The sequence below is a fragment of the Nostoc linckia z4 genome (genome assembly GCF_002608075.1).
In the GTDB taxonomy this organism is placed as follows: Bacteria; Cyanobacteriota; Cyanobacteriia; order Cyanobacteriales; family Nostocaceae; genus Nostoc; species Nostoc linckia.
Genome location: NZ_LAHA01000001.1, coordinates 145558 through 164316 on the forward strand (window position 1 = coordinate 145558; position 18759 = coordinate 164316).

Annotated in this window: 19 protein-coding genes and 1 pseudogene; 9 read left to right on the forward strand and 11 right to left on the reverse strand. The window is 38.7% G+C overall.

The features are described from left to right. Positions 1-394: 394 nt before the first annotated feature. Positions 395-1540, reverse strand: a complete 1146-nt coding sequence (locus VF06_RS00600; RefSeq protein WP_099071518.1) for a sulfate ABC transporter substrate-binding protein — start codon at positions 1538-1540, stop codon at positions 395-397. Positions 1541-2219: 679 nt separating this feature from the next. On the opposite strand from VF06_RS00600, the gene VF06_RS00605 reads away from it, so the two are divergent. The 3 genes and pseudogenes from VF06_RS00605 to VF06_RS00610 all read left to right on the forward strand — a co-directional run bounded on the left by VF06_RS00605 (position 2220) and on the right by VF06_RS00610 (position 3662). Further along, complete coding sequence (locus VF06_RS00605; RefSeq protein ID WP_371411471.1) at positions 2220-2606, forward strand: hypothetical protein; 387 nt, start codon at positions 2220-2222, stop codon at positions 2604-2606. Then, positions 2545-2784, forward strand: a pseudogene (locus VF06_RS43600) (sulfate ABC transporter substrate-binding protein); the annotation flags it as partial. The gene VF06_RS00605 and the pseudogene VF06_RS43600, both read left to right, overlap by 62 nt. A gap of 605 nt (positions 2785-3389) precedes the next feature. After that, positions 3390-3662 carry a hypothetical protein gene (locus tag VF06_RS00610; RefSeq protein WP_244917988.1) on the forward strand — a complete coding sequence of 91 codons (273 nt, stop codon included), beginning with the start codon at positions 3390-3392 and terminating at the stop codon, positions 3660-3662. Positions 3663-3866: 204 nt separating this feature from the next. Here the strand turns inward: VF06_RS00610 and VF06_RS00615 are convergent, their stop codons facing one another. The 4 genes from VF06_RS00615 to VF06_RS00630 all read right to left on the reverse strand — a co-directional run bounded on the left by VF06_RS00615 (position 3867) and on the right by VF06_RS00630 (position 7626). After that, the gene (locus tag VF06_RS00615) at positions 3867-4445 is read right to left on the reverse strand and encodes a DUF1634 domain-containing protein (RefSeq protein ID WP_099071516.1); all 579 of its coding nucleotides are present in this window, start codon (positions 4443-4445) and stop codon (positions 3867-3869) included. 1 nt (position 4446) lies between these two features. Continuing rightward, positions 4447-5283, reverse strand: a complete 837-nt coding sequence (locus tag VF06_RS00620) for a sulfite exporter TauE/SafE family protein (protein ID WP_099071515.1) — start codon at positions 5281-5283, stop codon at positions 4447-4449. Positions 5284-5408: 125 nt separating this feature from the next. After that, complete coding sequence (locus VF06_RS00625; RefSeq protein ID WP_099071514.1) at positions 5409-6044, reverse strand: cadmium resistance transporter; 636 nt, start codon at positions 6042-6044, stop codon at positions 5409-5411. 130 nt (positions 6045-6174) lie between these two features. Beyond that, positions 6175-7626 (reverse strand): APC family permease, encoded by a 1452-nt coding sequence (locus VF06_RS00630; protein ID WP_099071513.1) that lies wholly within the window; start codon positions 7624-7626, stop codon positions 6175-6177. 616 nt (positions 7627-8242) lie between these two features. Between VF06_RS00630 and VF06_RS00635 the strand changes: the two genes are divergently transcribed. Together VF06_RS00635 and VF06_RS00640 are read left to right on the forward strand one after the other, a co-directional pair. After that, positions 8243-8896 carry a hypothetical protein gene (locus VF06_RS00635; RefSeq protein ID WP_099071525.1) on the forward strand — a complete coding sequence of 218 codons (654 nt, stop codon included), beginning with the start codon at positions 8243-8245 and terminating at the stop codon, positions 8894-8896. 206 nt (positions 8897-9102) lie between these two features. Continuing rightward, the gene (locus tag VF06_RS00640; RefSeq protein ID WP_099071512.1) at positions 9103-9834 is read left to right on the forward strand and encodes a class I SAM-dependent methyltransferase; all 732 of its coding nucleotides are present in this window, start codon (positions 9103-9105) and stop codon (positions 9832-9834) included. 94 nt (positions 9835-9928) lie between these two features. On the opposite strand, the gene VF06_RS00645 is transcribed toward VF06_RS00640, so the two are convergent. From VF06_RS00645 to VF06_RS00670, 6 genes are all read right to left on the reverse strand, one after another. Continuing rightward, positions 9929-10690 (reverse strand): phosphatase PAP2 family protein, encoded by a 762-nt coding sequence (locus VF06_RS00645; protein ID WP_099071511.1) that lies wholly within the window; start codon positions 10688-10690, stop codon positions 9929-9931. An 86-nt stretch (positions 10691-10776) separates the two neighbouring features. Then, on the reverse strand, positions 10777-12024 hold the full coding sequence (locus tag VF06_RS00650; RefSeq protein WP_099071510.1) for a hypothetical protein: 1248 nt from the start codon (positions 12022-12024) through the stop codon (positions 10777-10779). 287 nt (positions 12025-12311) lie between these two features. Continuing rightward, positions 12312-13046 (reverse strand): redoxin family protein, encoded by a 735-nt coding sequence (locus VF06_RS00655; protein WP_099071509.1) that lies wholly within the window; start codon positions 13044-13046, stop codon positions 12312-12314. A 345-nt stretch (positions 13047-13391) separates the two neighbouring features. Beyond that, positions 13392-14345, reverse strand: a complete 954-nt coding sequence (locus tag VF06_RS00660) for an alpha/beta fold hydrolase (RefSeq protein WP_099071508.1) — start codon at positions 14343-14345, stop codon at positions 13392-13394. Between the two features lie 20 nt (positions 14346-14365). After that, positions 14366-15190, reverse strand: coding sequence for an SDR family oxidoreductase (locus tag VF06_RS00665; RefSeq protein ID WP_099071507.1), 825 nt, complete (start codon positions 15188-15190; stop codon positions 14366-14368). A 219-nt stretch (positions 15191-15409) separates the two neighbouring features. Next, positions 15410-15895, reverse strand: a complete 486-nt coding sequence (locus tag VF06_RS00670; protein ID WP_099071506.1) for a glutathione peroxidase — start codon at positions 15893-15895, stop codon at positions 15410-15412. 330 nt (positions 15896-16225) lie between these two features. Here VF06_RS00670 and VF06_RS00675 point away from each other — a divergent pair, with 330 nt between their 5' ends. The 4 genes from VF06_RS00675 (at position 16226) to VF06_RS00695 (ending at position 18600) form a co-directional block, all read left to right on the forward strand. Next, on the forward strand, positions 16226-16777 hold the full coding sequence (locus tag VF06_RS00675; protein ID WP_099071505.1) for a 1,2-dihydroxy-3-keto-5-methylthiopentene dioxygenase: 552 nt from the start codon (positions 16226-16228) through the stop codon (positions 16775-16777). 36 nt (positions 16778-16813) lie between these two features. Continuing rightward, positions 16814-17449, forward strand: a complete 636-nt coding sequence (locus VF06_RS00680; protein ID WP_099071524.1) for an HAD-IB family phosphatase — start codon at positions 16814-16816, stop codon at positions 17447-17449. Next, positions 17446-18138, forward strand: a complete 693-nt coding sequence (gene mtnB / locus VF06_RS00685) for a methylthioribulose 1-phosphate dehydratase (protein ID WP_099076404.1) — start codon at positions 17446-17448, stop codon at positions 18136-18138. The genes VF06_RS00680 and mtnB overlap by 4 nt, the downstream gene beginning before the upstream one ends. 162 nt (positions 18139-18300) lie before the next feature. Further along, the gene (locus VF06_RS00695) at positions 18301-18600 is read left to right on the forward strand and encodes a putative quinol monooxygenase (protein WP_099072753.1); all 300 of its coding nucleotides are present in this window, start codon (positions 18301-18303) and stop codon (positions 18598-18600) included. Positions 18601-18759 lie beyond the last annotated feature (159 nt).

Consider the following 18759-nt stretch of genomic DNA (forward strand, 5'->3'; position numbering starts at 1 on the left):
AAGTCAGAATTCAGAATTCAGAATAGTTAATTTTGGGTTGTGAATTCTTTTCAACAACTAAAGAGTTCACTAGCAAAGCTGGAGAATGAGAAAGCTCCAGTTAGGAATCAGAATTTAGTAGGACTTACGCAACTGGCATATTATTTTAAGTTTGTAGTGTACCCCTTCGGGGAAGCAAGCTACGCGTAGCGTCTCGTAGAGAGGACTTTAGTCCTCTAATAAGGACTGAAGTCCTTACTACAAGCAAAAAAATTGATTTTTTGTGACACTTGCGTAAGTCCTGTTCAGTTAGGTATTGTATTCTGCATAACTACAGAAGTAGACAAAATCTGAATACAATACTACAATTTCGGATTCTGATTCCTGAATTCTGAATTCTGAATTCTTTTCTGAATTACTTTTTCTTTTGGGCTTGGATCTTATCGAACACACCCCCATCTGCGAAGAATTTTTTATCAATTTCTTCCCAACCACCAAAATCTTGAACTGTACCTAAAGTTTGCACCTTGGGAAACTTATCTGTAACTTCTTTAGTTTGAGCTAAAGTTTCATCCACAGGTCTGAATCCTAATTTAATAAACTCTTGTTGTGCTTCTGGTGTATATAGGAATTTCACAAAACCCTCAGCAACTTCCCGCGTACCGTGCTTATCGACGTTTTTATCTACTACAGCGATGGGATTGTCGATGGATATATTCACATCGGGAATTACATAATCAACTTTCTCGCCTTTTTGTTGTGCCAGAATAACTTCGTTTTCGTAGTTAATTAAGACATCTCCTTGACCCTGTTTAGCAAATGCGTCGGTGGCTTCCCGTGCATCTTTAGTCAGGATAGGCACGTTGTTGTAAACTTTGGTGACAAATTCAGTTGCTTTGGCCTCATCTCCACCTGTTTTAATTATGGAGTTCCAAAGTGCCAAGAAATTCCACTTAGCAATGCCTGAGGTTTTAGGGTCAGCAGTAATCAACTTGACATTTTTTGTGACCAAATCTTCCCAAGTTTTGACGCCTTTGGGGTTGCCAGGGCGAGTGATGATTGCTGCTACAGATTTAGAGACAATGCCGTTATTGGGGACTTCTTTTTCCCATCCTGATTGAATTAATCCAGCCTTTTCAATCTTTGTGGTGTCTCCTGCCAGTGCTAAGTGAACAACATCTGCTTCCAAACCATCGATGACGGCACGAGTTTGAGAACCAGAACCGCCATAGCTTTGTTTGAAAGTCACAGTTTGGTTATGGTCTTTCTTCCACTGTTCTACAAATTTAGGAATGATGGCTTCGTGAGCAGCTTTGGTAACTGCAAAGGAAACTAGTGTCAGTTCAACATTACTTTTACTTGCAGCCACAGGACTAGCACTAGGAGTTTCTGTAGAAGAACTGCCCCCCTCTCCACCAGAGCAGGCGGCAAGCGCCACACTCAACATTGTTCCTGCCAAAAAAAGCGATACGAATCCTTTGAGCGAATTCACTCTGAACCGGTTAATTCTACGTTCAGCAATCGCTTGTAATATTTCTAGTGGGCGCTGCCACAAACTCATCCTATTGCCTCCGCTAAATCTACACTTACTAGATGGGAATACAGTTATATACTGTAGTATATTACTAGACTTTTGCAGCTATTTGGTTACAAATACACAAAATCATCACATTATCTATCGAAAATATGGTGATTGTATCAGTTTTGTGATAAATTATAAATACTTCAAGTTTTAAATCTTAAATAGCCATTAAAATCAACCATTCTAGGCATCAAGCAAGTTGCTAGAAAATAAACGATACGCTAAATAGTATTATTTATGCTTGATGGGAAATTATTAAACATTAGCATTTTTTTGTATTTCTTATTACCTAATTCCTTGTAATACCTGATTAGTAAGTTAATGAACCTGACTTCAAATTTAATGAAAGTTTAGGTAGTTTTTTGCGTTCTTTTAATTAAAAACTTCCAAATCAAGCAGGACTTACGCAAGTGTCACAAAAAATCAATTTTTTTTGCTTGTAGTAAGGACTTCAGTCCTTATTAGAGGACTAAAGTCCTTACTACGAACTTAAAATAATATGCCAGTTGCGTAAGTCCTATCAAGGAAGGAAAAATTTTAGTACAAAAATTTAGTTGAATTTTGTAAATTCATCTGATAATCTCTATTTTCAAGACAAACAACGGTAAATCGACCGAATTACTGTATTTATCAAGCAACTACACAATATCCAGCGACTATGACACATCCGCAATCCAAGAATTTAGAAGTTTTTCGTTCAACCAAACAACTATTTCCTCAGTTAAAGCTAGCCTCAACTCAAACCTCTGCATTATTATTAGCAGCTGGGTTGAGCTTAACAAGTTTTGTTCCGGTTCATGCTGTGGGCACTGTTTCTAAAACTGTTCCTGTTAATCAAAAGCCTCAATTGATTAGTCAAGGTGGCAAGACAGTTGAAATTACTCTAGTTTCCTACGCAGTCACCAAGGCCGCTTACGATAGAATAATTCCGAAGTTTGTAGCAAAGTGGAAACGCGAAAAAGGTCAGAATGTAGTGATTAAATGGTACGCGGCAGGTTTCAGAAGCTTTCGTCCAGTTCCTTTTTACCCCAGAATCTCAACGTGAGTTTACCAAAGTTGGTTTTCGACCTGTTAACTCTACTGTTGCAAAAGAAGTACAAAATAAATTTCCTAAAATTTCTAAACTTTATAACGTCCAGAGTTTGGGAGGTTGGGACGCTATTCAGAAGAAGTTTTTTGACGATGGTGGAATCTTCGATCGCATACAAAGCAGCCGACGCTAATATTAGGAATCCAGTTTAATTTTTGAACAAAATTAAGTATTTGTAGTAGCGTGTCAAGCCTTAAATGTTGCAATAGATTTTATTGTGGGATGTGTGTCCTCACCATTTGTGTCAAGTTAACGTAAAACCCTTGTAATGACGTTAGAGCAAACTTACTCAATTACTAACTAATCCACACTCACCCCACCCGGTTTTGTCTAAAGCCAAAACTTCCCCTCCTCCCTTGCGGGGAGGGGATTGAGGGGTGGGGTAAAACAGCTGTCGGACAAGCGTTTAAGCTTAAGTTGACACCAATGGTGTCCTCACCCGTCCGGGCGGTAGAAACGTAAGGGTTCGAGGATTATTCACTCTTCGTCTGTGAGGCTGCTAGAGTATGGCATAACTGCTGGATACGACTTTTGCGGTCACTTTACTTCAATACAGTAAAAAATGTCAAATGGGTTCTATATAGTAGTCAGATTTGATTTGGTGAAAAAACTCAGTACACCCCTAAATTCCTTTTTTCCTGTTCCCTGTTCCCTATTCCCTCGCTACACAAATATGTTCATTAGTCAAATCAGATTCCTATAGTTACAATCAAAATACTGGAGTATCTAAATAGCAAAATGACAGATTTAGCTGCAAATAACACATTCGTCATAGCAGGAATTGTCTTTATCACAATTGCTGTCATCGGGCAATCTAAATTAGGTTTTATTGAAATTAATCCGGGTTGCTTTGGGAGATTTTTGGCGTTAATTATAGGGATTTCAAGTTTGTTATATGCTTTAGGATTATTAAATTTTTCCGTGGCAAATATTGATTCATTAAAAAATTATTTACTAGAGCTAATTCAACAAAGTTTCAACTCGATTAATGAGCTTTTGCAAGGTTCATAATGATTCATAAAGATGAGGATTTTGATATATTTCAACAGACGGGCTTGAAAAATAGAGACTAGTGACTGGAAAAACTAAAATATTTTCATTGTTTTTTTGCATAGATGCACGTAAACAATGTCTATGTTGTCTTCTGGCGTTCAGACTTTTCTACAGCCCACTAGAGTATTTGCTAATTTAGCTTTGAGTAATTGCAAAGTAGAATTAATAATATGCTCCCAAAAGACTGTAAGTGAGGCTGGCGAGGACTAAGAAAGTAACAATTACATAGATGAATTCTCGCTTAAGTAGAAAAGTCAATAGAGAAATTACTACGCGTAAAATTGGAGTAGCAATTAGTAGTAATAGTCCCAGTTGAATAATACCGCGTAGGCGTAGCCCGCCGTAGGCATCGCTACCTGAAAAAACTGCTTGCACTACACCTACTGGCGAGCGAAATTGTAATGGCTCTCCCTGAAATAATTGATATCTCGCAGGTTCACCACCATGATGAATCAAGTAGAGAATACCTCCCACTAAAACCACAGCACTAGCTGTTAAAACGCCATATTTCAGTAGGTTGCTCAGCAAATATTCTAATTGTTGCTCGCTTAATGTTTTACTGACATTATTGTTAGCATCAATTTCACAGGTATTCGGTAATTGTGCTAGTTTATCAACTTGCTGTGCTTCTAAATTTTCAATATCAGAGTCGGAATTTTCTGGTGATAAAGTGAGTGCAATTACTTTGCTCTCTGGCTGTGGTGATGATGCCCAGCCAAAACCAGTATTTATTTTATACATTCTACAGCCCCCCTATTAAATTGTTGTAAACCATCTTTAAAGCCATTACCACCAGCACAATACTGAAAATAGTTCTTAAAATCTCTGTTTGAGTTCCTGCAAGGACTCGTGCGCCCAAAAAAGCACCAGGTAATACTCCCAACATCACCGGCATGGATAGTCCAGGATCGATGTAACCTCGTGCTAAATAAACTCCGGCTGAGGCTGCTGCTGTGACGCCGATCATAAAATTGCTAGTGGTGGTGGAAACTTTAAAAGGTAGACGCATGGCTTGATCCATTGCCAAAACCTTAAATCCGCCGGAACCAATACCCAGCAATCCAGAAAGCACGCCAGCTAAAATCATCATGCTAAAACCCACTGGTACTGAATGAACTTGATAAGACATTAGTCCATCGGGAGTTGGATAACTATTATTGAGTTTTAGATAGTCTGCTAGAGGATCTGCCGGTTCATCTTGAGTGTTTTCTATTCTCGGTCGTTGTGAAAGATATGCTGAATAAATCAGAACGATCGCCAATACAATAGTTAGGGCTTTTACAGATACGAAAGTAGCGATTGTTGCACCAATGATGGCACCAATTGTTGTTCCTACTTCTAAAAACATCCCCAATCGTAAATTTGTATAGCCTTTTTTAATATAAGTAGATGCTGCACCCAATGAAGTAGCAATTACAGACACCAAAGAAGCACCAACAGCATATCGTAGATCGACGCCAAACACTGAAGTTAACAAAGGGACAATTACTACTCCACCCCCCAACCCAGTTAACGCCCCTAACAACCCTGCGCTAAATGAACCCAACCAAACTAATAAAGAAAATTCTAAAATCGACAAATTTAATACCTCTTTTTTTAGATGTATAACAGGATGCCAAATAATTTTTTGTATTCTTTAAAACTGAAATGGGAAGTTAGTTGCTGATGATTGCTGATTGATGACTGTTGACTGATGACCAATGACTAATGACCAATGATTAATGACCAGCTACCACTATCCATAATGATAAAAGCGCCTAATCCCATTAAGACAAAAGGCATAAAATCGTTACCGTAACGAGTTAAAAGGGAGGCGATCGCTGTATTGTGAGTTAACTTGTACGCTAGATAGCATAGAAATCCCACTAACATAAAAAATACTCCCAGAATTATTAGCAAACTCTCCCAAGTACTGCTAGCAAATAAAGGAACATAAATACTAATATTGTCAGTACCATTGGCAAAGGTAACTGCTGCTACGCTGTAAGTTTGAAAGTTAAGAAATTTACTTATATATGAGCCTTCAGACTGCTGAGTTTGTGTTTCTGTTTCTTGGGATTCATCATCATCTCGGTTTAGCAAGCACTTGATACCAATTGTTATGGGCACTAAACCAAATAGTCCAATCCAAGGTTTTGGTAACATTAAGCCACCAAAGAAACCAGGAAGACTAGCCATTACCAACGCTGTAAAACCTAGATATTGACCAGTGACTATATGCCAACGCCGAAGCTTAGCATTCGCCTGAGAAAAAAACAGCGTCAAGATAACAATATCATCGATGTTTGTGGCACTAAAGGCAGCTGCACCTGTGCTAATCGCAGTCACTAATCCGCTCATAATTAATTTTGGATTTTAGATTTTAGATTTTAGATTTTAGATTTGGGCATGGGGCAAGGGGGACAAGGTAGCAATCTTTCTCCCTTGTCTTCCTTGTCTCCCTTGTCTTCCTCATCTCCCCAGTCCCCAATCAATTCCTGGTATTGCTGAATCTAGTGTGAATTTCTTCGATACCTTGGCGCATTTTCACAACCAAGTTTGGAGAACGTAGTCTCTTGATGATGAACCACCCACAAGTGGCAAGTATGTATAACAAAAACAAGTAGGGAAAAATATTGTAGGGAGCTTCGGGAACGGGGAAAAGTGTACTCCCAGGAATTCCCACACTGCCTAAAACGGGGATCGTCATGAATCCAACTCCGAGAATGGAAAACACGATATCTCGTAGTTGGAGTTTCCTAATTTTGTATAGATAAACTGGTGCTGCGACGGAAATCAAAATGTACACCGTTAAAAATCCGTAGCTACAAATTGCCCCCAAATAACCCATACTCTCGAATAACTTGATGTTAAATAGGGACATGACAGCAGGCACGAAAAATGTAATCAACGAACACATCGTGACTGCAACGTGGGGGGTTTTGTTGGATGAGTGTGCTGTTCCCAATGAGGAATGGAATAAACCATGACGTGCCATTAGGAAAAAGACTCTAGCAGCTGGGTTAATACTCCCAAGGATGCAAGCAAAGAAGCTAAATAATGCACCCAAACCTACAAGTTGTCCCAAAAAGCCAACTCCCGCCTGTTGGGATAAAAAACTCAGAGGTTCCTCGGTTTGAGTTATGGAGACGCCAGTACCACTAAACCCCAAGACTTCTATATAAGTCGTTGATACGTAGAACAGACCGGCGAGGATGACGCTACCCATTACAGATTTAGGGATTGTTTGTAATGGTTTTTTTGCTTCATCCCCTAGCGATGTGGCACTTTCAAAGCCAGAAAAAGCAAACATTACCAATACCAGTCCTGTGGCCACACTACCTGGAGTTGTACCAGAGAGGGTTAGTTGGGACATATCCAATGCAAAACCTTTGTGTGCCCAAATTATTATGCATAAGATTGCAATCAATAGGACTGAAGCTGCTTCCATCCACAGCATTGCTACAGCTGAAAGTTGGATATCTTTATAGGCTGCATACCAGGAAATCCCTGCACCGATCGCCAACAATGTAATACTGGAGGGATGAATGCCCAAATGACCAATTAAAGCACCGCTGAAGTTGGCAAAACCGCACAAAACAGACATGCCTGTAAATAAATAAGCCAGCACCAAACTCCAACCACAAATTACACCTGCTGTGGAACCAAGTCCTTTGGAAATATAAGAATATAGCGAACCTGGAGAAGCCGAACGACTAGCAAATTGGTTGATGTTGATACTGACAAATAACAACCCCATCAAACCAATCAGAAAACTCAGCCAAGTCCCGTTTCCTGAAAGTGCAACGATTAAACCAATATTAGATGCTGGTATCGTCGTCGGTGCAATCACAGCAAAAGATTGGGCCAATACTTCTGAAAAAGAAAGACAATCTGGTTTTAAACCATGAATACTTTGATGGGATGATTTTTCTGTTTTCATTGAGCAAGTTTTAATCTCTTTTAAACACACATATTTCGATAGAGTTACTGGAAATTAATCCTAGTTTTTCAGTAAAATCTTTCTTTGCCAGTTGCCGATTTCGACTTATAGATATGGATATATCTTGGATTTACATACCTATATCTTTAGTTTTATTTCTCTAGATGGATTTAATACTACCCGATGTATTTCTTACAATCAAGTATTCATAAAAATCTGGACTTAATTTTTATCAGCACGATATTTCAAAATAATTTTTTCTCATCAAAATTAGAACAATAGTTAAAAACAAGTTAAAAATAATACCCGGTTAATCGCTAGGAATTATTGGAATTTAATTTTTTGAGAAGATGAAATAATTGTATAGCTGGATAAATAGGATAAATGACTAGATTAGTATTGATGATATACGGGTATTAGATTAACTTCTTATTTAACATTTGCAAAAAACAGTTTAGATGATATGTGAAACTGAAATTAATATTTGTAATCTCCCAAAAAACCGATGACTTAGGGGTGATTTTTGAGAAAGATTTAAGATTTAAAATGAGTGAGGATGTTGACAATTGTGTTTAAAATGTCATCAACTACAATCTTTAAAACTTGGAAGCAAAACATGAAAATCTTTAAATATTTTTTGATGGCGGTTTTATTACTTGTAAATCTAGTCTTTGCTGAACCTTCCTTAGCCGATCGCCCAAAATATTCGGAAAATCCTGATTATATAAATTTGACTAAAGAGTTAAATAATCTGCAAACTCTCAAGAAAACACAAACTCAATTAGAGGGTGCAACATCAAAGCAAATTGACCAAAAAATCAATGAGTTAGAGTTGCAAAAATATGCCTTTGAATCGGGAATCGACTGGGGTCAATGCAGCAATCAAACAGGAAAGACTCTAGCTATCTACGGCCCCGAAGCAGATGTTGATGATGATGAATACTCCGAAGGGGCCGCGCTGTATTTTCTTGGTAATGGTCAGACAACTCAAGATAGATGGAATTGCAAGGGAGTTTATTTACCAAATGATGTTACAGCGATCGCTTCTGGTATAGGGGGACAACAGGAAGAATTAGCTGGTGGTGTGGTGATTAAGGTTCCCAATGGAACGAACTTAGTTTTAAAGACAAATCCAGATACCGGGGTGATAGAATTCAATCAAGCCGGTACTAAAATTTTGAAATCTGGTGAAGTGAATTGGTTTATCCCGAATGTACCGCAAGATATTGTAGATGCGCGAGTAACTAACGCACCAACTAAGAAGGCTTAAAATTTTGGTATCCAAAGTATTGATTGACTAGGGTAACTCCAAAAAATAAATTATTTCGTTTCAGGTTGTTGACTGTTAACTGTTGACTGTCAACCGTCAACAGTTAACAGTTCACAATCTTCTGTGGAATATTTTTTTACTTGGAAGTCTCTTACCTGAAATATGCTGTATGCTGATTTATTTATACGTACTTAGTTGAGAATATTATGACTGAGCAATATGACACTATTGGTAGTACCTACGAGCAGTACAAAAATAAAGCTACATTACCAATAGTTGAAAATTTTATGTTCTTTAATATACTTGGCAATTTTCAAGAAAAAACTATTTTAGACTTAGCTTGTGGCACAGGTTTTTATACCAGGTTATTGAAAAAAGGAGGATCTGCAAAAATTGTTGGTGTAGATATATCCGAAGAAATGATCGGTCTTGCACGCCAGCAAGAACAGAATCACCCACTTGGTATTGAGTATCAAGCGTTTGATATTGTTAAACTCCCCAAACTTGGTAACTTTGATTTAGTGACTGCAATTTATCTTTTGAATTACGCAGAAAATAGAGAACATCTGCTAAAAATGTTTCAAAAAATTCGGAATAATTTAGTAGAAAATGGACGTTTGGTTGCCGTGACGATTCATCCAGACTTTTGTCTGAACAAGTCTAACTATACCAAATATGGGATGACAGTCTTGAAACAAGAAAAATTTTCAGAAGGCTATTATTCTGAAGCTGAATTTCATACAGAGCCACCTTTTTTACTTAAATATTTTGGCTTGAGTCAGTTGATTTATGAATGGGCTGCTACGGAAGCTGGATTTAAAAAAGTGACATGGCATTCTATAGAAATTCCTCCGAAAGCCATAGAAGATTATCCAAAAGATTATTGGCGTGATTTTTTAGAAAATCCTTTGATTATTGGTTTAAGTTGTGAAAACTAATTGTTTTTGATAGCAATAATCAAGGAACAAATGATAAAATAGAGAAGTTTTGATTCAGACTTCTAACTAAAGAATATGCAACTTCGGATGCATATTAGCTGAGCAATTTTTTTTCTTCTGGTAGTAAGGTAGTTTCCTCTTTGACGGGTTGTTGATCCACAGATTTGGCTGTAATTAAATAAGGCTTGATAATTAAACTCACACCAATTGCCCAAGCTGATGCAAGCATCCAACCGGCAAGAATATCACTAGGAAAATGAACGCCTAAATAAAGACGACACCATGCAATAGCTATTACATATAAGCTACCGAAGATGAAAATTAATCGACGCCACGGGGTAGCCCAACTTAAGATGAGGAAAATAGCAACCAGAGTGATACTTGCAATAGCATGGCCACTGGGAAATGCAAAACTCAATTCTGGTGCAATGGAGTCCCACAAATGAGGACGGACTCGATGCATTAATTCCTTACCTATGCGGCTGATGATGACACTCCCCATTGAAAGCGTGAGTACATAAGCTAGCGATCGCCACCGTTTTTGCAGTAGTAGTATTAATGCGATGACAGCTGCAATTATACTACTTGTGAAAGGCGAACCAATTCTAGCCAGCATTACTGCTAAAACATCCAACTGTGGGTTTTGTGTAGAGTGAACCGCCAATAAAGTAGCCACATCCCACGGAAAGCCATCTGCATTTTTCCATACTTCAACAGCCAAAATTTCAAACACCTGCAAAGGTAAATATACTCCTATCAAGAGGAGTAAGAGCGATCGCCAACGGGCAATCAATAAATTTTTCAGAAAAGAAAAAAACGATGGACTTCCTTGATTTGGTTTTTTGAGACTTTGCATAATATTTTTGAACTTTGACTAGTTACCTTATTTCCTATGCCCCTACTGGTAATTTATTTCAATCAAGTATTCAATGTCATCTATCACTAGTGAATACTTTTACTAGAATTTTGAAAAGTTCCACAATGTTTACAGTACGGCAAATGTTGATAAGTGAGATTATGGCAGTTTTCGCATTCTAAATATTGATAATAACCGCAGTGGGGGCAGTAGGAATCGCTACGCCGAATTTTTTTAGCACAGTTGACACAAAGTGATTTTTGAACTCTGTTGGCTGCTTGGACTTTAGGGTTAAAGACAAATTTTTGGAAAAACTTGATAATTCCAAAACCAATAAGTGGAATCAGCAAGATATAAACATAATTAATTAAGAAAAGTAATCCGCCAAAAATTTTGCTAATAATATCAAAGATGAATTGAAATATTGCTCCAATTTGTAAAAATTCAAATACTTTCGCTAACAGTGGGATAAAAAATATAACTAGCAAATGCCAGCTAATTAGAGAAATTAGCCCATATCCTCTTCCTTCGGCAAATCTATGAACCGATAAGGCAATGATAATTAGCGGGAGCAAAAAAAGTAACTGAAACCCAAGTTGAATACTTGGATACCAAAACGATGCTTTTTTATAACCTTTTTCGACTCCTAAAAATTGATTTTCATCTTTAATAAATGTAAGAAAAGCAGTACTTTCTGATTTAGTTAATAATTGATTTTGCAGATTAGAATTTTCCTGCTTCAGTGTAGAAATTCCGCTGTTATTTTTATCTAACTCTTGTTTAGCTTTTTCAGCACTGACTTGATTAATTGATTGTTCGCGGGGCTGACCTGCAATTTTTTCTAAGAGGGTAGAATCATATTTAGCACGAATATCGCGATTGGTTTGTTCTAATCTACTGATTTGCGTTTGTTTTTGTTCAATATTTTTGATGATTTGCTGATTTTGAGAATTGTTAATTTTGTCCTTATACTCGCCATACTTTAAACATGTTCCATCAACTTGGCCGAGATGTCCTATTTGTGCTTGTTGATAATTTTGCTGAAAACTATACTTAGTGTTTCCACTATAGAAAAATGAAAGCTTGACAATTTCATAATCCTTATCTTTAGTATTTTTTTCTCGGTAGTTTTGCCACTCCGAATAACATGGATAAGCTTGACTGGGACTGATATGCCATCTACTAATATCATCCAGTCCTACAAAAACATTAACTAAGATAAAAATATCAATGAAAATAATCACAATCAAACTCACTTTATTTAGTGGTTCGTTGTTGATTTTTCTTGATTTATTAAAAAATTGACGCAAAAAACGGCGGATTCTGGCAAACATGTTGTATTTATAATCACTGGTAATTTAATCAAGATTCATTTTACGCGATCGCCATGTAATGCCAATTCTTTATAAACTTCCAGCGAATAATTCTTAACTTGTTTCTTCCTTTGCGTCCTTGGCGGTAGCTTACGGCAAGTCACAAAGCATCTAAATTTAATCAAAATTAAATATATTTATTAAAATCATCCTACCCCTAAAAGGGGATGGGATAACACGAAAGACTGTTGGCTGTCAACCGTCAACAGTTAACAGCCAACATGAAAAAATGTGCTACCCCATTAAACCTACTTCGCTGCGAAGTAAGCTTCTAGTGCTTCAGAACCGCCAATTAATTTACCATTGATAAAGACTTGGGGGACTGTTGTTGCACCTGTAACTGCTCGTAAAGAGCGTGTGGTAATATCCTTACCTAAAGTAATTTCTTCGTAATCTAATCCATGTTCCTTGAGCATAGCCTTAGCACGGGCGCAGAAAGGGCAACCCACTTTGGCAAACAGAGAAACTATTTCTGGCTTAACTGCTTTGGGGTTGATATATCTGAGCATTGTTTCTGCATCAGACACCTTAAAGGGATCTCCTGGCTCTTCTGGTTCAATGAACATTTGATCGATGACACCATCTTTCACCAGCATAGAATAACGCCACGATCGCTTACCAAATCCCAAGTCTGATTTATCCACCAGCATTCCCATACCTTCAGTAAATTCACCATTACCATCGGGAATTAGTGTAATATTTTCTGCTTCTTGATCCTTTGCCCATTCGTTCATCACAAAAGTATCATTCACAGAAATACAAATAATCTCATCCACACCATTTTCTTTGAAAACCTTAGCTAATTCGTTGTAACCAGGGAGGTGAGTGGAGGAACAAGTAGGAGTATAAGCACCTGGTAAGGAAAAGACAACTACCGTCTTGTTGGCGAATAACTCATCAGTTGTCACATCTACCCACTCATTGTTTTGACGGGTATGAAAAGTAACATTGGGAACTTTTTGTCCTTTGTGATTAGGCAACATAATTTTACTTTCTGAACTAATCAATATCCAGTAATAACCTAAGATGAGATTACTAGACTAATTTACCTATCAATTGGCTAAGAAACTTCATTAATCAACCAGTGGTCAGAATTCAGAATGGGGTACACCCAGTTTGTTAAGAGTAGTTATGAATTAATGAAATCTTAACAAGGCAGAATTTTTGAATTGTGTTTCGTGCAGAAGGGGAAGCCTTGAAACCAATATTCATACCAAATTGGCATAGGAAGTATTGCTTCAAATTCTGGAACTTTTTAGTAAAGGCTTTGCTCCAAAATTCAAAATCCCAAATCCCAAATTGGTATTATTACTCAATTAGACTTTAATTTATTCTGAATTCTGACTCCTGACTTCTGAATTCTTCTGGATAAATGGAACGATGGCTGCCACAAATTCAGCAGTTGATTCGTATGGTAAAAGATTGCGCCCATTTATTTTGATGCCTTCACCTTGAGGTAAATGAGCCAAGTAGTCAGCTAAGCGTTCATTTGGCGTTTCTTTTTTGCCTTCTTCGCTAATACTTGATGCTGTTTCTCCCACAACTACTAATGTTGGCTGCTGGATAGTAGCAATTAAACTACTATAATCCCGTCGCCAAAACCCTGCTAAAAAAGAAAACACTGCATGGCGACTGGCGATATTTTCCGCACCTGCAACCAAAGTATTTATCCATTCTGTATCGACAGCACTATCAAAAGCAAATAGTTGGCGAGTCGAGAAAGAACGTAAAAATTTTGGCGTGCGTGCATAACGATAAAAACCATTCCCAAAAGGAGAATCTAACAAATTCCACAGGAATTTTTGCTGCCATTTTGGTGATTTTTTGGTAATTACAGGCCATGCTGGAGGCCCAGAAAGTACAAGTCCAGCGATTAAATTTGATGCCTTTTGCACTAATTCAATGGCCACTGGAAACAACGCACCTTGTACCACTAAAATCACAGGTTTTTGCACTATTGTTTGCAAAAAGTATTGCAATTGTTCTGCCCAATCACTAGGAGTGTAAGCCACATGGGGCATATCACTTTCACCACATCCTAGTAAATCGGGATTGTAAATCAAATTTCGCTGACCTGAATTGTACCATTGGCTTTGAAATCTTTGCCAGAATTGCCGTGATAATCCGACACCAATGGGATGAATTAACACTAAAGGAATACCCTGGGGTATTGTATTACTTGGTTGATGAATTTCGTAAGCACAACGATAATTCTGCCAAGTGTAAAATTGGCTAGGAGATGCTGTTAAATCGGTTGTCTTAGCTACAGCAGATGGTTGCATAATTCCTAGTTTAATACTTACTAAAAAATCATCTGTGGATGAATCAACTCGTATCCGGCTTCTTTGAGCTTTTCATTAGATACCCAAGCATTATATGGGCGAGTACTGGTAACAGAGGTATCCCATATAACTGGAGGTAAATGATGTTTGGCAAATAAGCGATCGAGCAAATCTCGGCTGGTGAGATGTGCGTCATCCACTAAATTATAAACACCTTCTAAGCGACGGTGACGGGCAAATTCGATGGCAGCAACAATATCATCTAGATGAATCCAATTTGTGATATCTTCGCCAGTGCCCGGACGACTTGTACCAGAATATCTACCAAATATTTTCAGCAATTCTCTGCCAGTGCCATAAATTCCTCCCAAACGGAAGATACAAACCCGCAAATTTTCGTTAGATGCTGATAGCAACACATCCTCAGTTTTGCGGAGAATTTGGGCATTTAAATTAGCAGGTGCAAGTGGTGTTTCTTCATCTACCCAGACACCATTTCTATCACCATATACCGCATAACTTCCCGTGTAGATTAATTGCTTTACATTGGGAATATACCGCAAGACGGAAACTAAAGTATTGGCAGTTTGCAGATAAGTTTCTTCATAAACCTCCGCGCTTTTGGCACCAACACTCAAAAGTACAACATCTTGATTTTGTAAAACAGATTTTAAAGTATCTGGGTCATTACCTTTAGTAACTACAACTCTTTGGGCTACTGATTGTAATACAGAAACACGCTCAGGAGAAGTTGTGGTTGCAGTGACAACAAAATTCATATTTTGCTGCCAATATTGAGCAACTTTATAACCAACATAACCACAACCAATGATTGCAACATTCATGACAAGTTAAGTGAGTCTGCGTAAAAATTTGTCGTGGGATAAGAGAGATGAGGGGATGGGGAGATGGGGAGTGGGGAAAGGGAAAGGGACAAAGGGGAAAGGAAAGATCCCTTCTTATCCTCTCTTACAAAGTTTGGATTGGAGGAGACCTTTGCTCCAACTTTGCGCCTTTTCCCTTTTCCCTTTTCCCTACCCGAAGGGTTTTGTCCCATACCTATGCTATTTTGCTAATTCGCTCTCAATTGCGTTGATTAGTTCTGGTGAAGATGGGTGGATATTGCTTTTAAATCTAGCTACCACTTCACCTTGCTTATTCACTAAAAATTTTTCAAAATTCCAAGCAACATCGCCTGTTGGCTGAACAGCTTTGGTAAGTCGCTCATAAAGCGGGTGCTGTTGTGAGCCTTTGGCGTGAATTTTATCGAATAATTCAAAGGTAACACCATATTGACTTGTACAGAATTTGACAATCTGTTCGTTGCTTCCGGGTTCTTGCGCGCCAAAATCGTTACAGGGGAACCCCAAAACTCGTAACCCAGCTTCTTTGTATTTTTTGTTCAAGTCTTCTAAACCGCTGTACTGGGATGTATAACCGCAGTAGGAAGCGACATTCACGATTAAAAGTACTTTTCCTGCGTAGTCTTTTAATTGCTTGTCCTGGTCATTGATGGTTTTGACCACGATATCAGAAATTGTGTTACTCATTTGGCATCAATCGGAATTGATAGGGAATATTGCCAAGTCTCCCATATTACAGGTACTTTGAAATCGATTTAGTTGAGAAAAGTACGCTACTAGGCACTGGGGACTAGTCACCAGTCACCAGTCCCTAATCCCTGAACTTGTGATAACCTGTTTGTAAATTGCTCTATTAATCCGCTATTTCAAACAAAATCTCGGAAATATGCGTTGCTTTTAATACAAAAATTCATAGCTTAGTAATCAAACTACAGATGCACCAAAAGAGAAGTCCGATTTCAGGAAGCCCTACCTGAAGATAATTTCTGGCTGAAATAAAAAAATATGAGGTGAGCTATGGCGATTCTCAAATTAGAAGATGATACAATCCTCACGGATATCAATGATATTGGTCAAGAACTCACACCCTTAAATATCCAACTCAACCGTTGGGCTGTGGGAGATAATCCAGAGTTACATCGTTTGCTGGCAGAAAATAGCCTCAATGATGATGAAAAAGAACAAGTACTAAAAGCACTGGATGGTTATTTTAACGAACTACAACAAACAGCAGGCTATCAGTCACGGGATCTGATTGTTCTCCATCCAGGAGTTCCCAACCTCGATGAATTAATGGTCAAGTTTGACCAAATACACACCCATGCTGATGATGAGGTACGCTACGTCATTGATGGAGAAGCCATTTTTGGCTTTGTGCGTCCCGATGGTAGCCAGGTAGAACTGACAGTCCAAAAAGAAGAGTATATCAATGTACCAGCCGGCACCGAACATTGGTTTCACCTCACCCCAGCAAGGCGAATTAAAGCAGTGCGCTATTTTATCAGCACTGGAGGTTGGGTTCCTCAATACATAAATAAAGAAATTCGCCTTCATCGCGCAGTAGCTTGAAAAATGCCGAAAAACCAAGAAATGGCAGGACAAAAAGTGCAGCGAATTGTTTTTTGCGACTTTGACGGTACTATCACAGTGGAGGAAACCTTTGTTGCAATTTTGAAAAAGTTTGCTCCAGAATTGTCTGCAAAATTAATACCAGAAATGTATGCACAACGGCTCACACTGCGAGAAGGTGTCCGAGAAATCTTGCAATCAATTCCATCTTCTAGCTATGGTGAAATTTTAGAATTTACTCGAAAACAACCAATGCGCCCAGGATTTTTGGAACTGCTGGATTTTCTGGACTTTCAAGGAGTACCCCTAGTGGTGGTTTCTGGGGGACTGCGAGGAATGGTACAAGTTGTTTTGGGTGCAACGCAACAGCGAGTTCATGCCATCCATGCCGTTGATGTGGATACTACTAATAGTCTGTTAAAAGTCCACTCGGATTATGAAGGAGAAACCGAACTGGTGGCCAAGGTACAGGTAATGGCAGAGTATCCCGTTAATGAAAAAATTGCCATTGGGGACTCGCTGACTGATTTGAATATGGGACTGGAGGCATCTTTGGTATTCGCTCGCGATCGCCTAGCAGAGTATCTTAATCAATATCAAAAATCGTATATTCACTGGAATGATTTTTTCGATATCCGCGATTATCTACTAAAATCATGGAGTTCAGGATGATACAGCAAACCCTAGCCGATCCTCGTCTGGAGTTAATTGCTACAGCCCATGACTTTTATCAACAAGGTTGGATGGTGGGAACTGCTGGCAATCTCTCAGTACTTTTACCTGATGGTAGCTTCTGGATTACAGCTAGCGGTCGCTCTAAAGGAGAATTATCACTGAATGATTTTGTGCGTATTTATCCAGACGGTAAGCAGGATTCCTCAAATAATTTAAAACCCTCCGCTGAAACCGCTATTCATCAGGTACTTTATACCTTATTTCCCCAAGCAAAAGCTTGCTACCACATCCACTCAGTAGAGGCAAATTTAGTTTCTCGGTTTGTAACTGGAGACTCTTTACCTTTACCACCTCTGGAAATGCTCAAAGGTTTGGGAATTTACCAAGAAAATCCCCATTGTCTGATTCCCATTTTCACCAACCATTTACAAGTTTCCCAAATAGCCACCGACATTCAACAACGCTTCACAATTACCCCAGCCCAACTACCAGCCCTACTTATCCGCGACCACGGTGTTACAGTTTGGGCACCTTCCCCTGAATCTGCCCGTAACTACATTGAGTTGGTGGAGTACATTTTTCGCTATATGGTGGCTGCTTGGGGAGTGGGGAGATGGGGGGATGGGGGAGATGGGGAGATGGGGAGATGGGGGAGATGGGGAAGACAAGGGAGACAAGGGAGATAAGGGAGATGGGGGGCTGGGGAGATGAGTTTTTCCCCTCTGCCCAATGCCCAATGCCCAATGACTAATGCCCAATGCCCAATGCCCAATGCCCAATGACTAATGCCCAATGCCCAATACCCAATGCCCAATGCCCAATGCCCAATGCCCAATGACTAATGACTAATGACTAACCAAACTATTCGCGTTATCGCCCATGTTATTGCTTTGCCTAACAAAGTAGAAGAACTTAAAGCTGTGTTGTTGGAACTCGTTGAACCAACTAGACAGGAACCAGGTGCAATTAAGTATGAACTTTTGCAAAATCAATATGACCCAACAGACTTTACTTTTGTGGAAGAGTGGATTTCTAATGAAGCGTTGAATACTCACATGGACACACCCCATTTTCAAGAAGCAGCAGCTAAACTTGATGGTTTGGTGGCTGCTGCGCCAGATATCCGCCGTTACCATCTTTTGGCTTAGCATAATACCTTATTTCAGCTATAGGAATTTTTCCCGACTTCTGTTAAAAGTCTAATAATTAAATCAGAGTGCTATAAATTCTCAGATTGAAGCGATCGCTCCAGAATCAAGGCAACATTCTGAAGTATCTTGATCCTGAGACCTTAGTCGAAAATTTAA

Coding starts and splice junctions, on each gene's coding strand:
- VF06_RS00600 (WP_099071518.1), bottom strand. CDS start 1,540: ATGAGTTTGTGGCAGCGCCCACTAGAAATATTACAAGCGATTGCTGAA.
- VF06_RS00605 (WP_371411471.1), top strand. CDS start 2,220: ATGACACATCCGCAATCCAAGAATTTAGAAGTTTTTCGTTCAACCAAA.
- VF06_RS00610 (WP_244917988.1), top strand. CDS start 3,390: ATGACAGATTTAGCTGCAAATAACACATTCGTCATAGCAGGAATTGTC.
- VF06_RS00615 (WP_099071516.1), bottom strand. CDS start 4,445: ATGTATAAAATAAATACTGGTTTTGGCTGGGCATCATCACCACAGCCA.
- VF06_RS00625 (WP_099071514.1), bottom strand. CDS start 6,044: ATGAGCGGATTAGTGACTGCGATTAGCACAGGTGCAGCTGCCTTTAGT.
- VF06_RS00630 (WP_099071513.1), bottom strand. CDS start 7,626: ATGAAAACAGAAAAATCATCCCATCAAAGTATTCATGGTTTAAAACCA.
- VF06_RS00635 (WP_099071525.1), top strand. CDS start 8,243: ATGAAAATCTTTAAATATTTTTTGATGGCGGTTTTATTACTTGTAAAT.
- VF06_RS00640 (WP_099071512.1), top strand. CDS start 9,103: ATGACTGAGCAATATGACACTATTGGTAGTACCTACGAGCAGTACAAA.
- VF06_RS00645 (WP_099071511.1), bottom strand. CDS start 10,690: ATGCAAAGTCTCAAAAAACCAAATCAAGGAAGTCCATCGTTTTTTTCT.
- VF06_RS00650 (WP_099071510.1), bottom strand. CDS start 12,024: ATGTTTGCCAGAATCCGCCGTTTTTTGCGTCAATTTTTTAATAAATCA.
- VF06_RS00655 (WP_099071509.1), bottom strand. CDS start 13,046: ATGTTGCCTAATCACAAAGGACAAAAAGTTCCCAATGTTACTTTTCAT.
- VF06_RS00660 (WP_099071508.1), bottom strand. CDS start 14,345: ATGCAACCATCTGCTGTAGCTAAGACAACCGATTTAACAGCATCTCCT.
- VF06_RS00665 (WP_099071507.1), bottom strand. CDS start 15,190: ATGAATGTTGCAATCATTGGTTGTGGTTATGTTGGTTATAAAGTTGCT.
- VF06_RS00670 (WP_099071506.1), bottom strand. CDS start 15,895: ATGAGTAACACAATTTCTGATATCGTGGTCAAAACCATCAATGACCAG.
- VF06_RS00675 (WP_099071505.1), top strand. CDS start 16,226: ATGGCGATTCTCAAATTAGAAGATGATACAATCCTCACGGATATCAAT.
- mtnB (WP_099076404.1), top strand. CDS start 17,446: ATGATACAGCAAACCCTAGCCGATCCTCGTCTGGAGTTAATTGCTACA.
- VF06_RS00695 (WP_099072753.1), top strand. CDS start 18,301: ATGACTAACCAAACTATTCGCGTTATCGCCCATGTTATTGCTTTGCCT.